16 protein-coding genes are annotated in these 16,922 nt (G+C 65.6%); 8 read left to right on the top strand and 8 right to left on the bottom strand.

Annotated features, from left to right (window positions below):
- Positions 1 to 26: 26 nt before the first annotated feature.
- Both QM615_RS05725 and QM615_RS05720 read right to left on the bottom strand, forming a co-directional pair.
- A complete protein-coding gene (locus QM615_RS05725; protein WP_262498273.1) occupies positions 27 to 2,348 on the bottom strand; it encodes a glycosyltransferase in 2,322 nt (773 codons plus the stop codon).
- Positions 2,345 to 3,271, bottom strand: coding sequence for a WcbI family polysaccharide biosynthesis putative acetyltransferase (locus QM615_RS05720; RefSeq protein ID WP_262498274.1), 927 nt, complete (start codon positions 3,269 to 3,271; stop codon positions 2,345 to 2,347). Before QM615_RS05720 ends, QM615_RS05725 begins: the two co-directional genes overlap by 4 nt.
- 168 nt (positions 3,272 to 3,439) lie before the next feature.
- On the opposite strand from QM615_RS05720, the gene QM615_RS05715 reads away from it, so the two are divergent.
- Genes QM615_RS05715 through QM615_RS05700 form a run of 4 tightly spaced genes read left to right on the top strand, consistent with a single transcriptional unit; the run spans position 3,440 to position 7,450 of the window.
- On the top strand, positions 3,440 to 4,525 hold the full coding sequence (locus tag QM615_RS05715) for a glycosyltransferase family protein (RefSeq protein WP_149405268.1): 1,086 nt from the start codon (positions 3,440 to 3,442) through the stop codon (positions 4,523 to 4,525).
- Entirely contained in the window at positions 4,522 to 5,631 is a 1,110-nt protein-coding gene (locus QM615_RS05710; protein WP_149405269.1) for a glycosyltransferase, read from the top strand. Before QM615_RS05715 ends, QM615_RS05710 begins: the two co-directional genes overlap by 4 nt.
- On the top strand, positions 5,628 to 6,635 hold the full coding sequence (locus QM615_RS05705; protein WP_149405270.1) for a glycosyltransferase: 1,008 nt from the start codon (positions 5,628 to 5,630) through the stop codon (positions 6,633 to 6,635). Before QM615_RS05710 ends, QM615_RS05705 begins: the two co-directional genes overlap by 4 nt.
- Positions 6,632 to 7,450, top strand: coding sequence for a glycosyltransferase family 2 protein (locus QM615_RS05700; protein WP_149405271.1), 819 nt, complete (start codon positions 6,632 to 6,634; stop codon positions 7,448 to 7,450). Before QM615_RS05705 ends, QM615_RS05700 begins: the two co-directional genes overlap by 4 nt.
- Positions 7,451 to 7,538: 88 nt before the next feature.
- Here QM615_RS05700 and QM615_RS05695 read toward each other — a convergent pair whose 3' ends face one another.
- Positions 7,539 to 8,726: an esterase/lipase family protein gene (locus QM615_RS05695; protein ID WP_149405272.1), complete on the bottom strand. Its 1,188-nt coding sequence runs from the start codon at positions 8,724 to 8,726 to the stop codon at positions 7,539 to 7,541.
- A 272-nt stretch (positions 8,727 to 8,998) separates the two neighbouring features.
- Here QM615_RS05695 and QM615_RS05690 point away from each other — a divergent pair, with 272 nt between their 5' ends.
- Together QM615_RS05690 and QM615_RS05685 are read left to right on the top strand one after the other, a co-directional pair.
- On the top strand, positions 8,999 to 10,255 hold the full coding sequence (locus QM615_RS05690; protein WP_262498275.1) for a PucR family transcriptional regulator: 1,257 nt from the start codon (positions 8,999 to 9,001) through the stop codon (positions 10,253 to 10,255).
- Complete coding sequence (locus QM615_RS05685; RefSeq protein WP_262498276.1) at positions 10,252 to 10,980, top strand: EAL domain-containing protein; 729 nt, start codon at positions 10,252 to 10,254, stop codon at positions 10,978 to 10,980. Before QM615_RS05690 ends, QM615_RS05685 begins: the two co-directional genes overlap by 4 nt.
- A gap of 82 nt (positions 10,981 to 11,062) precedes the next feature.
- Here QM615_RS05685 and QM615_RS05680 read toward each other — a convergent pair whose 3' ends face one another.
- Positions 11,063 to 11,260, bottom strand: coding sequence for a CsbD family protein (locus QM615_RS05680; protein ID WP_068050352.1), 198 nt, complete (start codon positions 11,258 to 11,260; stop codon positions 11,063 to 11,065).
- 140 nt (positions 11,261 to 11,400) lie between these two features.
- Here QM615_RS05680 and QM615_RS05675 point away from each other — a divergent pair, with 140 nt between their 5' ends.
- Positions 11,401 to 11,844, top strand: a complete 444-nt coding sequence (locus QM615_RS05675) for a hypothetical protein (protein WP_149405614.1) — start codon at positions 11,401 to 11,403, stop codon at positions 11,842 to 11,844.
- A gap of 67 nt (positions 11,845 to 11,911) precedes the next feature.
- Here the strand turns inward: QM615_RS05675 and QM615_RS05670 are convergent, their stop codons facing one another.
- From QM615_RS05670 to QM615_RS05655, 4 genes are all read right to left on the bottom strand, one after another.
- Entirely contained in the window at positions 11,912 to 12,460 is a 549-nt protein-coding gene (locus tag QM615_RS05670; protein ID WP_032397614.1) for a Dps family protein, read from the bottom strand.
- Positions 12,461 to 12,538: 78 nt separating this feature from the next.
- Entirely contained in the window at positions 12,539 to 13,606 is a 1,068-nt protein-coding gene (locus QM615_RS05665) for a TerC family protein (protein WP_149405273.1), read from the bottom strand.
- A complete protein-coding gene (locus tag QM615_RS05660; protein ID WP_179275604.1) occupies positions 13,603 to 13,758 on the bottom strand; it encodes a hypothetical protein in 156 nt (51 codons plus the stop codon). Before QM615_RS05660 ends, QM615_RS05665 begins: the two co-directional genes overlap by 4 nt.
- Positions 13,759 to 13,959: 201 nt before the next feature.
- Complete coding sequence (locus QM615_RS05655) at positions 13,960 to 15,174, bottom strand: PucR family transcriptional regulator (RefSeq protein ID WP_094686563.1); 1,215 nt, start codon at positions 15,172 to 15,174, stop codon at positions 13,960 to 13,962.
- Positions 15,175 to 15,285: 111 nt separating this feature from the next.
- On the opposite strand from QM615_RS05655, the gene QM615_RS05650 reads away from it, so the two are divergent.
- A complete protein-coding gene (locus QM615_RS05650) occupies positions 15,286 to 16,893 on the top strand; it encodes an ABC transporter substrate-binding protein (protein ID WP_149405274.1) in 1,608 nt (535 codons plus the stop codon).
- The last annotated feature ends 29 nt before the right edge of the window (positions 16,894 to 16,922 follow it).

The raw sequence follows: 16,922 nt of genomic DNA, 5'->3' as shown, positions 1-16,922 counted from the left end.
CAGTGGCCGCCGCACCGTACTTCCCTTCACCAGGACAGATTCGGTTGATGTTCACCGGTCGAGATCCCGAATTCGACGGCCGTGCGGTGCATGTGCCCGAAGAGGCCTTCGGCCGCATCGAGCCGATCACGACCGAGCTCATCGGCCCACCGCGCCGCGCGCGCACTCGACCGCGAACTGCGACACTCGACGACACCGCAGCCCCCGACGTCCACGGTCATGCGATCGGCACCGGTTGCCAGCATTCGGCGCAGAGCGTGCTCACCGAACAGTACGAGTCCGCGGACGTGTACGACCATGTGGCTGCGGCCGGTGTCGCCGGGCCGACCCAGATGGACGCGTGGGTCCACGTCGCCCCACTGCTCTCGCAACGACGCCGCGTCCGAACCGTCCAGCCACACCGCGCAATCTCGCTCGCGCAGAACGGAACCGACCGTGGCGAGCAGCGAGGCAGAGCTGTGTCCGGCGCACTCGACGACCACGACGATCTCGGGCACGGCGTAGACGAGGCCGTGAGTGCGAGCCGCAGGGTCGGTGATGCGCGAGGACAGCATCAGCGCTTCGAGATTCTTGCGTTCGCGATCCCCACCCGTCCGCTCGGCCCATTCGGGTCCGTCGTGCCAGGCGACCGCTCGGGGCAGGTGCGCCAGGACGGCACCGGCGTCGTAGGCGCGATGCGCGAACTCCCAGTCCTCTCCGCCGTAGCCGACGAAGGTCTCGTCGAATCCACCGATCTCCGAGAACAGCCGACGGCTGCACGACATGACGGCGCTGATGATGAACCGGTACGAACGCCGATCGGCATCGAGCAGGTTTCGCGAGCGGGAATACCCGTCCCGAAGCCACCCCGGCTCCGACAACTCCGGTGGTGCGGAAAATTCGCCGCCGAACCACCCGGCCACGTCCTCGGCGGACCAGCCCGTCAGATCGGCATGGCGTCGCCGACCCACGGCGAGGGCATCGGGAACCGCCCCTGTCAGCCGTACCGATTCCGCGATGTACCCGGGTTCGGGGGCGGTATCGGCGTCCAGAAAACACAGAATCTCCCCGTCGGCCACCGATGCGCCGAGGTTGCGTACTGCCGCCGCACGAAAGCCGAGATCGTCCTGTCGAACCACGGTGATGTCCAGGTCCGTCCGGAAGCCGTCGACGTCCGGTGCATCGGGGGACCCGTCGTCGGCCACGATCACCTGGAGCAGCGAGGCCGGGTAGCTCTGCAGTGTCAGCGCGGTCAGTACGAACTCCAGCTGACGCTGCTGGCGAAAGTACGGGATCACCACGGACACTCGCGGTTCCCGATCGACCGGCTCGGCGAGATCCCACCGATTGCCCGGAACCACCCATCGGCCGTCGGGTAGCTGGTCTGCCGTTCGTGCACACTGTTCGTCGAACAGTGCGTGGTACAGCACGGCTGCTTGCTCGAGCGTGGGGTAGGTGACCACGTCGCGGTTCTGCCAGGTCCTGTCGGGATGGCGCAGAGCCTCCGCCATCGCAGACGCGAGGCCGTCGACCGAATTCTCGTGAATCCACAGCGCCCCGGGGGAGTTGGTCTCCATTTCCTCCACGTACCGACCGCGCGGGACGAGTGGTCGACGGCCGGCCGCGATCCAGGAATTGATCGAACCCGATGCCGACACGTGTCGGTGGAACGCGACGGGAATCGCGATCGACCGCAGGATCTCGTTCAGCTCTGCATCGGGAACGAAACCGGTCGAGGTGAACGACCGGCCGAGTTGCTCTGCAGCACGGCCGAGTTCGTCGATCATGGATTCGTGGCCCGGTGATGCGGACCCGATCGAGAGAAAGTCGACGTCGGTGTCCAGCGACGTCATGGCATCGAGCACCTCCTCGTGCCCTTTACCCGGGTAGACGAATCCGAGTACGCCGACGAGTTTTCGCGGGGCGACGCGGTCTTCGGTTCGTGGCTCCGCGCGTCCGATCGGAAGCGGGATCACCCGAACGTCGTCTCCACCGTCCAGGACGTCGTCGAGCAGTAGCCGCTCGTGCATGCTGGAGACGACGACGGCAGCGGCGCAATCGGCCACCCGCCGGTAGCACTTCTTCCGCGCCTCGAATGCGTGGCCGTCGGATGCCTGCGGGACATCGTGCATCGTGACGGTGATCGGTGCGCGGTGCCGCTGCGCGAAGGCGACGAAAGCATCCGCCGCCGCCTCTGCAGTACGGCCGAACAACCGGTCGGTGAAGTGCACGTGGATCGCACTGTCGAGGGGGAGCTGCTCGAGATCCGATATCACCGGACTGGCTGTGGCGGAGGCCAATTCGTGCGCACAGCGGACGACACCGTGCTCGTCGGGCCCCATGACGAGATGAAGTACCGTCCCGGTCACGGTGCTAGCTCCAGGGTACGGATCAATTCGGCGTGACGTTCCAGCGCCGCATCGACGAACTCGGGACGATCCGCGTACCACTGCAGGTGCGCGCGGTGAACGGAATCCGGCGACACGGCAGCGCCGTCCACCGACCAGTTCGGCCGCGAATCACCCTGCAGACCCAGAGCATTCAGCACTCGCCCCTCGACGGGCGCGCGAACGCCGCCGAGCAGTTCGCGTCCCGGATCTCGCACCGTGCTCCCGGTCCCCAACTGATCGAGTATCCGCTGGGCGAGAGCGCCGAGCACCACGTTGGTCGCATGGTTGATCGTGTGGGTGGCGTCGATCCCGGCATCTGCGAACAGGTCGGAGGCAACGATGTCGGTGTCTCGGCGTTCGCGTCGGCGCAACTCGTCGAGGCTCGCCTCGGCTGCCTGTCGCAGACCGTCGTCCGAGACCGGTCGATCCCAGTCCTCGTCGCCGCTCAGGCCGCGACGGGCGGCGAGAATCGTCCGTAAGTCGTGGTACGGCACCATGTTCGGGACGGCAGCGGGGTCGCTCGGGTGTCGAACGATGACCTGGAAGGGGTGCAGCCCCGCGTATCTGAGTACCGGCCACCGGACCACGGTGGCGCCGGGTGCGAGCGCGTCGGCGAGATCGGGTACCCCCAGTGGCAGCGACCGATAGCCGGCTCGAACCGGCTGGGTGAGCAGCACCGACGCCTGGCGCACGAGGCGGTCGACGTGGGGCAGGTCCGAGGCTTCCAGCTCGTGTACGGGAGGGATGCGTACCGTCCGCAGCGGCATGGCCGGGTCGGAACCGAGGAGGATGCGCAGTGCCTCGGCCTGGCAATTTCCCCAGACGAGCAGGAGCGGTCCGTCCTTCTCGGCGTCGTCCGCCAGTCCGTAGAATTCGCCGTAATGGCGGGTGCGACCGTCCATGCTTGCCCCGACGTCGTGTGATCGTTCTTGTTGGACCATTCTCTCGTCAACGTAGACCCGGCGGACGGGCTTCGCCAACCCCGATTGAACCCGGCACCAACTGGGTACAGGCTACGTATCGCGTGTCGGGACCAGGCACGATCCACCTGCCTGTACCCGAAGGAATTCATGATTCGCGTTGCATCGGTTCCGTCCTCGCACGCCTATGTCCGACACCTGCAGCCCGTCGTCGGTGCCGCCCCACACGAGATGTCCGTCGACCCGGCGGTGATCGTGCTGCCCGATCCTGCCCCGGTAAGAGTCGATGTACCCGGCCAGTGGTGGCCCCCACGATTGCTCGATGCTCGGTGGCTCGCCGAGCAGACCGACGTGCACTTCGATGTGCTGCACGTGCATTTCGGGTTCGAGTCCTTCACGGCCGACGAACTCACCCGCACCGTCGAGCATCTGCGCGCCCACCGGCAGCCGTTGGTTCTGACGGTTCACGACCTGCACAATCCCCATTTCGCGGACAGCGCCGATCACCTGCGACAGTTGGACGTACTGATTCCCGCTGCCGCCGCCGTCATCACCCTCACCGCGGGAGCCGCTGCCTGGATTCACGATCGGTGGGGCGTCGAGGCAACAGTGGTGGACCATCCGCACGTCGTGCCGCTGGAGCGGATGACACTGCCGCGCCCGGAGTCGGACTCGTTCGTCATCGGCGTCCATGCCAAGAACCTGCGGTCCAACATGGACCCGTTGGCTGTGATGGATGCCGTGGTCGAGGCCGCACGATCGCTGCCCGACGCCACTGTCCGGTTGGACATCGACGAGGACGTGTTCGAGTCCTCCAGCCATTGGCACAGCCCGACGGTCGGCGCAAAGTTGCTGGACTACACGAGTTTTCCCGATGTCGACGTGCGCGTGCACGAACGTTTCGACGACGACGCGCTGTGGGACTATCTGTCGTCGATCGATGTCTCGGTGTTGCCCTATCGATTCGGAACACACTCGGGCTGGCTCGAGGCCTGCCGCGATCTCGGGACCGCCGTGGTCGCGTCGGACTGCGGCTTCTACGCAGATCAGGCCCGGGTGCACAGTTTCCGAATGGGAATCGATTCGTTCGATCCCGAAACCCTCGTTGCTGCCGTGCGAGCAGCGCACGCCGATCGAACGCCTGCGCTCGATTCGGGCGTTCGCGCGGAGCAACGACAGCGAATCGCAGCAACTCATGCCGCGATCTATTCAGCAGTGACAAAGGAGATGCGTTGAACGAGAACCCACTTCGCATCGCGGTGTTGGCGTCGTCGAGTTTTCCAGTGGCACAACCCTTCGCCGGCGGTCTGGAGGCGCACGTCTACAACCTGGTGCGCGCGCTTACCGAGCGTGGACATCAGGTGAGTCTGTTCGCTGCAGACGGATCGAGCGTCGACCTGGACGCAACGATGCTGCCGGTCCGAACGTTGGATCTGACGCCGATCTCGATCGCCGACGTGGCGATCACTCCCACCGCGATCCGTGAGCATCACGCGTATCTGGCGGTGATGTTGGAACTGGCCGGGACGCTGTCTCGGTCGTTCGACATCGTGCACAACCACAGCCTGCACTACCTGCCGCTGGCGATGTCGGCGACGCTGTCGGTACCGATGGTGACGACACTGCACACACCTCCGTTCGCGTGGCTGGAGTCCGCGGTTGCGTTGGCTCCTCCGGGTGCCAACACCTTTGCCGCTGTCAGCGAGTTCGCCGCCTCGCAGTGGGCCGATGTCACCGCCGGAACCGTCGTCATTCGCAACGGAATCTCGTTGGAGGACTGGCCGTTCGGCACCGGGGGCGACTACGTGGTGTGGTCGGGTCGGGTGGTCCCGGAGAAGGGGCTGCACCTGGCCATCGCGGCTGCGAAAGAAGCAGGGCGCTCGCTGCGTATCGCCGGTCCGCTGAGCAATCTCGAGTACTTTCACGAGTTCGTCGAACCCATGCTCGACGAGAACATCCGGTACGTCGGACACCTCGATCAGCCCGCCCTGGCGGCGTTGGTGGCAGGTGCCGAGGTCGCGCTGGTCTCGCCGGTCTGGTCCGAGCCGTACGGCCTGGTGGTCGCCGAAGCGCTGGCCTGCGGCACTCCCGTCGCCGCGTTCGCCAGGGGCGGCATACCGGAGATCGTGGACAGCTCGTCGGGAGTGCTGGTGGCTGCCGACGACGTACACGGCCTCGCCGCAGCGATCCCCGCGGCGGCAGCGCTGAGGAGGTCCGACGTCCGGGCCCGGGCGGAGAAGGTGTGCTCGATGGGCCGGATGGTGGACGAGTACGAGGCGCTGTACCACTCGACTCTGGCCGCGGCGGTCGACTCGGTGGACGACCGACTCGCGATCGCATGATCGGCTACTACGCGCACCACCACGGGGTCGGTCACATCACCCGTTCCGACGCCATCGCACGGTCGATGGCCGAGCCGATGACGGTGTTGTCCTCGCGTGCTCGACCGACAGCGCATGCGGCGGCCGAGTGGATCTCGCTTCCTCTCGACGTGGACGACTCCGTGAAAGGCGATGCGGCGGTGGACAGTTCGGCTGGAGGGGTGCTGCACTGGGCTCCCCACGACGTGGACGGTCTGACCGAACGGATGGCGATCATCGCGGAGTGGGTGGCGCGCGAGCGACCGCGGGCAGTGGTGGTCGACGTATCGGTGGAAGTAGCGATGTTCCTGCGGCTCATGGGTGTTCGCGTGATCGTGATGGCGATACCGGGGGAGCGGGATGATCCGATCCACAACCTCGCCTACCGGGCTGCGACCCACATCGTCGCACCGTGGTCCCGCGAGGTCTACGACCCGACCTGGCTGCGGCCCTTCGCCGAGAAGACCACCTATGCAGGCTCGATCAGCCGGTTCGCCGAACGTGAGCGAGACACTGCCCACGCCGATCCGACCGTGGTGGTTCTGGGCGCCGCCGGTGGCACGGCGCTGACCCGAGACCTGGTGGACTCGTGGTCGGCGGTGGACGGCCGCTTCGAGTTCCGCGCACTCGGCGTCGCAGGCGGCGACTGGGTCGACGACGTGTGGCCGGTGCTGTGTTCGGCGGCACTCGTCGTCACGCACGCCGGCCAGAACGCCGTCGCCGACGTCGCTGCTTCGGGCGCGCCGGCCATCGTCGTGCCGCAGGCCCGTCCCTTCGACGAGCAGCATGCCACCGCCGCGGCGCTGGCGGGCGGCCCGTTCGCCGAGGTTCTCGACTCGTGGCCGTCCGTCGCGCGATGGCATGCTGCTGCCGATCGCGCTCTCGAGATCGGTGGCCGGCGGTGGTCCGCGTTGCGTACCGAGGGCGCACCCGCACGTGCTGCCAGGGCGATCGAGCAGGCCGCACCTCGAACGGCGCGACAGTGAAGACCGTCGTCGTCACCGTGGTGTCCGGTCGGCACGAGCACCTGGCCGCTCAGGTGCGCGGTCTGAGTGCATCGGAAGAGCAGGTCGAACACGTCGTGGTCTCGATGGGCGACGACGCGATAGAAGACGTGCTCGCACGATCGGGTTCGGCGGCGACGTGCATCGACATGCCCCCGCAGACCCCGCTGCCGCTGGCCCGCGCCCGCAATCGAGGCGCGGCCGCAGCAATCGAACGTGGCGCGGAACTGCTGGTGTTCCTGGACGTTGACTGCATTCCGGGCCCGAACATGATCGAGCAGTACCGCCGTGCGGCAACGCTGCCCGGCAACGAGCGATCCCTGCTCTGCGGCCCGGTGACCTATCTGAAAGAGAAGGACATCGGTGCGGAGGGCAAGGCTCTGACGTTGCTGACCGCACCGCACCCGGCGCGGCCGAACCCGCCGGTCGGCACCGTCGAGCGCGGAGACAACTTCGATCTCTTCTGGTCGCTGTCCTTCGCGGTCGGGGTAACGACCTGGACCGAACTCGGCGGCTTCTGCGAGGACTACACCGGCTACGGCGGTGAGGACACCGACTTCGCAGCCACCGCGGAGGCGTCGCGCATGGGGTTGCGGTGGGTCGGTGGGGCTCACGCCTATCACCAGTTCCATCCGGTCTCCGATCCTCCGGTGGAACATCTCGACGACATCGTCGCCAACGCGCGCACGTTCTTCGACCGATGGGGGCGGTGGCCGATGATCGGATGGCTCGACGCCTTCGCGGCTCGCGGACTCGTCGAGTTCGACGGCTCCGGGATCCGCCGCACGGCCGGCTGACTCGCTCGGACCGGCACGGCCCCGCGCAACAGTGAGGGCGATCGGCCTCCGCAGCCGATCGCCCTCACCGAGGTTTGCTCGCCGGTGACTAGCCGCCGGTGATGGGTGAGTTGAATGCGCACGGGATGGACCTCGTGGGGAAGCCCTTCGGATCCAGTGCGTTCTTCACGATGCCGATCGCGCGAGGCGAGACCGAGATCGACAGGTGGTCCGACAGATCGATCTCGCAACCGTTCTGCAGGGTGACGTTGTTGACGGTGGCACCGGGACCGGCGGTGAGGAACGTCGTCTTGTACGGGGTGACGACCTCGTCGTACTTGGTGCCGATCACGGTGTACTTGATGCCGGGGTCGGTGTCACCGCCCACTGCCAATCCCTTGACCAGATCCGAGTCGATGACCTGGTCCGAGGCGGCGGGTCCGGCGATGGCCCCGACGACGCCGAGTACGTTCAGGCCCAGGTTGTTGATCGTGCGACCCAGAGTGCCGATACCGACGAGTGTGGTGCCGTGGTTCGACCCGGCGACGCTGACGACGGTGTTCACTTTGTTCTTCGTCGGGTCGGCCGGGTTGGCACCACCCTCGAAGCGCAGGTACTGGCGGGTCACGAGTCCACCCTGGGAATGGCCGACGATGTCGACCTGAGCGGACCCGGTGGCGGCGCGCACGGCGTCGATGTAGGTCGCGATCTCCTTCGCGCTCGACGCAACGGATGCCGTGCCGCGCAGCGACTCGAGATTGCCGACGATGCTCGAGTCCCGGTCGCCGTAGTTGAGCGCGAAGATGCAGTAGCCCTCCTTCTTCAGCGCAGGCGACATCCGAGCGAAGTTGTTGTAGGCGTTCTCCCACGTGCCGTGCAGCAGCACGACCGGACGTGGATGCGCTGCCGACGGCTTGCAGTTCCAGTCGTTGGCACCCTGAGGTGCGACATTGGGGTTGACGATGCTGTACAGGAATCCGGCCAGGAAGTTCTTCTGCTCCGGTCCGTAACCCGTGGTCTCGGTCCGTGGGTCGTAGGTGATGGTCGCGGGAGCGGCGGATTCGATGTTCGGCTGGGCGATGCCCTGGTCGGCGGCCTTGGGGGAAGCCTCGGTCGGGCCGGGCGGAACGACCGTGTCGCCCTGCACGGTGGCGGGCGGAGCAGGTGCGGTGGTGGGCTGTGCCTGTGCTGCGACACCGGTACCGAGGGTGAGTGAGCACGCCATTGCGGCGATCATCGCGGCGCGCACCGTCGTTGCCTTCCGCGTCGTGCGGGAGGTGGACCGAGAAGTGGTCATGGAGCCTGACTTTCGACGAGGGTTGTTGGACAAGGCGGAACAGTAAGCGCGGATTTCGGTGATTCTCGTTCTCCTGTCGGGCGTTTGGAATCTGCCCGTAACCGCCGAGTCGTATGTGAGAGATCGTCACAATTGAGCACCGACGACCCGAATCCGAACGGACTGCCGGATATATTCGGAAAAACAATCCCCAGGTTTGATTGGTGTTCTACAGTTCGTAGGGGGGAAACAAACCTGAAGTAGGTTTCGAGGTTCGAGGGGTGGGGTCTTCGGTGACGGCAACGGAAAGCGTGCACGTGTCGCAGGAGGAATACGTCAGTGGGCGACGGGCGTCCGATCGTCTGCGGACTCCGAGGGAGACTGCCGCACGCATGCTGGATCAGTACTTCGGCGAGCCCGAGGACACACCACCGCCGCGTGAGTGCGCCCGCGGCGAACTCGACGACATGACGACGACCTGCTGCGAACTGGCGACCGGAGTACTCGAATCCGGGCGGCTACCGATACCCGGTGCGATGGACGTCTTTCGCGACGCAGCGACCCGGTGGGCCCGAGATGGCGTACCGCTCGGCCGTATCCAACATGCCGTCAACGAGGGCTGCGCACTGGCTGTGCGACAGGCACCGCGCCCGGGCGACGGGGGTGCCGACGATCGACTCGCCGACGGAACCGTCCTGGTCATGGAACTGTTGGACGTCGTCACCGCGGCCGTGTCCGATGCCTACCTGACGGAATTTCGCACGCTGGCTCAGAACGGCCCCCGTCACGACGTGGAACTGCTGGACGCGCTGTTGACCGGTGACGGCACGGCTCGCAAGATCGCCGATCGGATGGGAACGCTGCTCGCCGAGGATTATCACGTTGTCGCCCTGCACTTTCCGGCCCATGCCGACGAAGGTGGCCGTCGGATCGACGCGGCGATGATGGCGGCTCGAAAACTGCGAAGAATACACACCGCGCTGGCCACATTCGACGCGGACTGCGTGCCCATCGCGTCGATCAGTCCCACCGGCGGAACCGTCCTGCTGCCCGATGTCCCCGGCGTCGACGTCGGCGACTTGATCGATCGTCTGGCCGACGCGGGTCAGGTGGCGGTGACTGCGACAACCGGGTCGGCCGCGATCGACGACATCGCCGCTACCGCGCCTCACCTGTACGAACTGCTGAGTCTCGTGCGTCGGCTCCGATACGCACCGGGGACGTACCGGATTTCGGATCTCGTGTTCGAGTACCAGGTGAGCAGGCCGGGCCTGGGGCGCAAACACCTTGTGACACTGATCGATCCGTTGCGCGATTCGGTCGACCTGTTGCCGACGCTGCAAGCATTCGTCGATTCGGACTCCAACCGAAAGAAGACGGCCACCTGGCTGACGGTGCATCCCAACACCGTCGACTACCGTCTCAAAAGGGTGGAGCAGCTCACCGGACTCGATCCGATGAAGCCGTCCGGACTGCGAAGACTGCACGCTGCTCTGATCGCCGACCGCCTCGAGGCCCGTCGCGTTCCGGTGGACGAGCGATCACTGTGACCGCGCCGGACGGCGCGGTGCTCGCAGCATCGGCGGCGCTCGATTCGGTGGAGTCCGTTGCCGCTCTGTTTCAGCCCGTCGTCGAACTGGCCACCGGGACAGTCGTCGGATACGAGGCTCTGGCCAGGTGGCCGTCTCCGAGCCTGGCCGTGCCCGAGGACGTGTTCGCGCTGGCGAGAGAGCGCGGACTGGTGGGTCGCGTCGACGTCGCGTGTCGCGCCGCCGCGCTGCGGGCGGCGCGTGAACGCGCCTACTCGCGTCGGGTGCGTTTCTTTCTCAACATCGAGCCGGGCTGTTTCGCCGACGAACGCGACGTCGACATCCACCTCGACGCGATCGGTGACGACCTCGACGTCGTCCTCGAGATCACCGAGCGAGACCTCGACCGCAACGTGCCGTTGCTGATGGCTCTGGTTCGAGGAGCCCGCGCTCGCGGCATCTCGGTGGCCATGGACGACGTCGGTGCCACGCCTGCAACGTTGGCACTGTTGGCCTCGGTCGCGCCGGACATCGTCAAACTCGACGCGTCGATCGTGAGGTCCCCGTACCGCGCACGCGCCGCGATACGACAGGTGCGGGCCTACGTCGGTTCGAGCGACGCCGTTCTGCTGGCCGAAGGAATCGAAACCCGCAGGCATCTGCGTCGCGCCAGGTCTCTGGGAGCAACCCTCGGTCAGGGCTGGATGTTCGGACGTCCCATGCCGCTGCCGAATCCGCCGATCTGACGAGGGACCGGGAACGACGAAACCCCGCACCCTCGACGGCCGGGGCCTGGGTGCGGGGTTTCGTTACGACCGATCGAGACGATCAGTTCTTGAACTTGTCCTTGATGTTGCCTGCGGCGTCCGAGACGTCGTCGCCGACCTGCTTGGTCTTGCCCGACGCCTGATCCTTTGCGCCTTCGGCAGCAAGATCGTCGTTGTCGGTCTTGTGGCCGATCTTTTCCTTGGCTTCGCCCACGAGCTCTTCTGCCTTGTGCTTTGCCTTGTCGATGAAATCAGCCATGGTGAACTCCTCGAAATCGATTGTCTATCCGTTCACGAGTAGCTATACCCGTGATCGACGTCGGTAATCATGAACTGCACATGCGGCGGGTTCTGCCGGCCCGATTCGGGTAATCGACGGCCATGGACCCAGATACCGATATGCACTCCGCCCCCGCTATGCCCTCACCCGAACACCGGCGCCCGAGCGGAGTGGACGATGTGACCGTGGCCGCAGTGGGAAAGTTGTCCGAGGCACTCGAGTGTGTGGAGCGGGCCCGGGGACACCTGTACTCGTTCCACCAACTGATGGGGCATTCGGACCTGCTGTTGGGTGAGGCCGTCGAGGCACTCGCCGAGGCAGATCACGACGCGATCGCGCAGCGAATCGACACGGACATGATCGGCAGAAACATCGCACCGGGGCGTTGGACGTTCCAGCTCGTCGAGGAGTTCGACGACGGATACTGGGGCCCGTTGCGCGAGCACGAGCGGGCCGTCCGAGACGAATTGCTCGACGGACGTCGCCACGTGTTCGAGGCCGAGATGAAGGAGAAGCGTAGAACCCACGGCCGCAGCGGGCACGAAGCGAGACCGTCCGACTGACGCCGGTCCACGAAAAAGCACCGACCCCGCCGGTTGACGGCGGGGTCGGTGCGTAAAGCGTGAGTGTCTAGCCTGCTTGCTTCGCCGCGTCGACCTCGCTGGTCGCGTTGGCGGTCGAGAGCTGGCCACCGGAGTTCTCCAGGTGTGCCCGCACGAACCAGTGGAAGAGTTCGAGCTGCGCGCTCTGGCCGATGAGCATGTCCTCGGTCACCGGGTCGATCTCGCCGACCTCTTCGATGTTCTTCCGAGTGGTCTCGATGACTCCGGTGTAGACCAGGTCGAGTGCACCGAGGTGCTCGATGGCCGTCGCGCGACCGATCGAGTAATCGTCCCAGCTGCGCTCGGAGACGATGGTGCCCGGTGTGCCCTTGGCCGAGGAACCGAGGGTTGCGATGCGCTCGGCGACGTCGTCCGCGAATCCGCGAACTGCTTCGACCTGCGGGTCGAGCATCTCGTGTACCGAGATGAAGTTGGGACCGACGACATTCCAGTGAATGTGCTTGAGGGTCAGGTGGAGATCGTTGTAGGCGTTCAGTCGATCCTGAAGGATCGCGGCGACGCGCGCGCCCACTTCCGAGGTGAGTCCGGGAACGGTGTACGAGTTCTTTTCAGCCATGTGCAGTGATTGCCCCATCCCCCTGGAACACAAACATGCCCCGCCGAATCGAATCGGCGGGGCATGTGTGGTGAAGGGTCAGGGCTTGTCGAGTCGCGGTGAATCCGTGCTCGACGTGCCGGTCGGCGAGGTGCCGGCCGAGGAGGTTCCGTCCGTCGGATCGACGATCGGGCTGTCGGCAGCGACCTTGTCGATGGCGTCTGCTTCGTCCTCCTTCGGGGGATTCTTCAGGCTCAGAATGATCGAACCTGCCAGGACCACGATGATGACCACCAGGCTGACCAGCGAGGGAATCTCGGGGATCGAGGTACTGATCACCTTGTGTCCGGCCTGCAGGATCAGCTTGACGCCGATGAAGGCGAGGATGATCGCCAGTCCCTTGGACAGGTAGTGGAACTTCTCGAGCAACCCCGCGAGCAGGAAGTACAGGGCGCGTAGACCGAGGATGGCGAACGCGTTCGAGGAGTAGACGATGAAGGGGTCGTCGGTCACCGCAAGAACTGCCGGAACACTGTCGACTGCGAAGACCAGGTCGGCGGCCTCGATGGCCACCACGACGGCGAGAAGCGGCGTGGCCACTCGCTTGCCTGCTTCCTTGACGAAGAACTTGGTGCCTTCGTATTCGTCGCGGACAGGAATGATCTTGCGAAGCAAACGAACTGCGATCGAGGTGCTCGGGTCGTACGAGTCGTCCTCGTCCTTCATCAGCTTGTATGCGCTGTAGAGCAGGATGGCGGCGAATACGAACAGAACGGCAGCGAACTTGCTGACGATGGCCACACCGGCGGCCAGGAAGATCGCGCGGAAGACGAGGGCACCGATCACACCGAAGAACAGCACGCGGTGCTGGTACTCACGGGGAACCTTGAAGTAGCCGAAGATCAGCGCGAAGACGAAGAGATTGTCGACGGACAGACTCTTCTCCAGCAACCAGGCCGTCGTGTATTCGACGCCGGCCGTGGTGCCCAAGGTGAAGAACACCACGATGCCGAAGATGATGGCCACGCCGACCCACAGTGCGCTCCACCATGCGGCTTCCTTGAAACCGATGATGTGGGCACCGCGGTGTGCCAACAGGTCGATGGCCAACAGGATCAGGACGACGGCACCGAATGCCGCCCATGCCCACCAGGGGACGACGTTCATGAACGGCCACCTCTATTCGTGAATTTGCTGCCGAGTTGCTTCAACTTCGCCTGATTCTCGGGCTTGGTTGCGTACCGACGTGCTTGGTCGATCATCTTCTTGCCCTGTGGGCTGCGAGCGAACGATGTCAACTTCTGTGTCAACGACGCCATCTTCACACGCTCCTTCTCGTTCTCGTCTGTCTTCGTCTTGCCGTTTTTCCGGCCGTACGTTCGGGCCTGGGCGGAAAATACTGCGTCTTTCCGCGACTACTCCAGTGTGACTGTTCGCTTTCCTGCAGGCATGGTCGTTTTGCGGACACGTTTCGACCGATTTCGTTGCCGGGTTACGGCAAGTTCAGCGGCCCCGCTGAGTCACGACGACGAGCCGACCTCGGGCCAGTCGAGCAACTTCGCTCCGAGCACCGCCGTGTGCAGCGCGAATGCCTCGACGGGGTTGCCCACATTTTGCCCGGTCAAATCCTTTATTCGCGACAACCTGTAGGTCACCGCCCGTACCGACAGATGCATGCGGCGCGCGGTGGATGCAGTGTTCGCACCGGTGTCGAAGTACACCTGCAACGTCTCCAGCAGTGGACCCGCGCCGCCTCGCGCGCTCAGCAACGGTGTCAACAACGTGTCGACCAGATCGGCGATCGCCGCGCGATCGCTGATCAGGACGCGGTAGACGAGCAGATCACGAGCATCGACCACCGATGCGTCGAATCCGAGCGAGGCTGCGAGATCGAGTGCGTCGAGGGCTTCCCGGTACGACGCCGCGACACCGACCGCCCCGCTGCGTGGGCGGCCGACCCCGATCTGCGTCCGGCCGTATTCCCCCTTACGACGTAGATCGACCGATTCGCTCGAGGTCGATGTGGACGTACCGAGGGCCCGTCCCACCCGGTCGAGGACGTGGTCGACGGCGACGAGGTCGGGTGCCGGGAACACCAGGATCAACCTGTCCTGCTTGGTGGCCACGAGCAACTCGGCGTCGCCCTTGCTGCCCTGCACGCTGCGCTCGACGAGGGTGATGGCAGAGCTGGCGTCGGTGAAGGGCTTGGTCGACGTCACCACGGCCACCACATGAGGACTCGACAGATCGAGACCGAACGTCTGCGCCCGCCCGAGCACCCCGGCGACATCGGAGGTGCCCGAGAGCAGATCGTCGACGAATTCACGGCGGGCGAGTACCTCGGCTCGCACGAGAGTGCGCCGGGCGAGCTGGAATCCCTCGGCCAGTTCGGCCACCGCGTCGTCGACCGCGCGCAGCATCACCTCGCCTGCCGTGACGACCCCAGCCGGGTCCTCCGCAGCGGCGACGACAGCGGGTAGTTCGCGCCACAGTCGCCACGCCGAGCTCAGATACAGATCCAGCAATGCCCGCAGTGCGACGCCCGCGCGGGCAGCGGCATCACCCTGCGCTCGGAACTCGTGCAGCTGCGGGCGGCTCAGTGGGACGCCGGCATCGACGGCGTCGGCGAGGACTTCGAGGAAGCTGCCCAGCAGAGCGACGTCGAGTCCGCCGGCGTCCGAAGCCGACTGCGCAGCGACGGAATCGAGCGGTAGCGCATCGCGCTGTGTGGCCATGTGTGTCTTGCTCCTCGTCGACTCCCATCATCGTAAGTCGCCGAAACCGATCGGTTACACGGGTGTGGAAGCATCGTCGCGCGCGACTCGGCGTTCGACGAAGGTAGGTAGATGACACGACTCGGCTCGGTGACCGTCGTCGCGATCGTGTGCGTGCTGTCGGTCAGCGCGTGCTCGGCACCGTCGCAATCGGGAGCGGCATCGGCCGATGCACTGGTGTTGGCGGACGGTTACGAACTCGGCGGTTTCAACCCGGTCGCCGGGTACGGTGCCGCGGGCGAAGCGAAGATGTACGACGGGCTGGTGCGCATCGGCAGCGGCGACGGTCTGCCACCGCTCGAACCCGCACTCGCAGTCGAGGTTCCCACAGCGAACGACGACGCGACGGTGTGGACGGCGACGCTTCGCGAGGGAGTGGTCTTCTCCGACGGGTCCGCGTTCGATGCAGCCGACGTCGTCGCCACCTACGAGGCGATTCTGGATCCGGCATCGGCGTCCGAGGCGAGATCGTCGTTCGACATGATCGACGAGGTCGTCGCGATCGACGATTCGACCGTCGAATTTCGACTTGCCTATTCGTACGCGCCGTTTCCGACGAAGCTGCTCATCGGAATCGTTCCATCGGAGGCCGTTTCGGAACCCGGGCTCGCCGCCGAATCCCCACTCAACCGCGCACCTGTGGGAACAGGCCCCTACGTTCTGGTGGATCTGTCACCGGATCGAGCCGAATTCGAGGCCAACGACAACTACTGGGGCGGTGCGCCCCAGGTGAAGAAGCTCACCCTGCTGTACGTCCCGGACGACAACACCAGAGCCCAGCGGATGGCGTCGGGCGACATCGACGGGACGAACCTACCGCCGCTTCTCGCGCAGAGCCTGGACGGACGCGAGGGAATGTCGTTGTCGGCCAATGTCTCCGCGGATTGGCGGGGTGTGTCGTTGCCGACGAATTCACCGGTCACCGGAAACCGGGACATGCGGCTCGCCCTCAATCTCGCCGTGAATCGTCAGGCGATGACGGACGGGGTGCTCGGCGGATACGGCCGACCGGCGGCCACACCCGTTCCGCCGGTGTTCGGCGACTCCTACGAACCGACTGCGGTGTTCGAGTACGACCCGGCCGCGGCCCGGCAGATCCTGTCCGACGGCGGCTGGATCCCCGGTCCCGATGGCATTCGCACGCGTGACGGACAGCGCGCAGAGATCACCGTGATGTACAACTCGACCGATACCGTGCGTCGAGATCTGGCGCAGGCCTTCGCGTCCGACGCGGTGGCGGTGGGGGTCGAGGTCACCCTCGAAGCACTGTCGTGGGACCGGATAGACCCCAGGATCGGCGTGGATTCCACGATGCTCGGCGGCGGAGAAGAGCCGTTCGATGCCGATACGCAGGCATACCGCGCACTCGACTCGTCGTTCGTCGCGCCGGGCGTCGGAAGTGTCTACGACAACGCGGCCGACTACTCGAACCCGACGGTCGACGCCGCCCTCGACACCGGCAGGCGCAGCCTCGACCCTGCGGTACGCGCGGAGGCGTACCGGGAGATGCAGCGCGCCTACGTGGCCGATCCGGGATACGTCTTCCTGGTCTTTCTCGATCACACGTACGTATCGAAGGATTCGGACTGGACGATGTCCGGCCCGGTACTCGAGCCGCACTCCCACGGCGTCACGTGGGGTCCGTGGTGGTCGTTGCAGACGTGGACTCGCGCGTCGTGACCGTCGATCGACGGCACGCCACGAAATCG

It is taken from the genome of Rhodococcus sp. IEGM 1341 (assembly GCF_030056895.1).
Classification (GTDB): Bacteria; Actinomycetota; Actinomycetes; order Mycobacteriales; family Mycobacteriaceae; genus Rhodococcoides.
The sequence above is the reverse complement of the archived record's forward strand: the minus strand, read 5'-3'. Positions and strand labels throughout refer to the sequence as shown.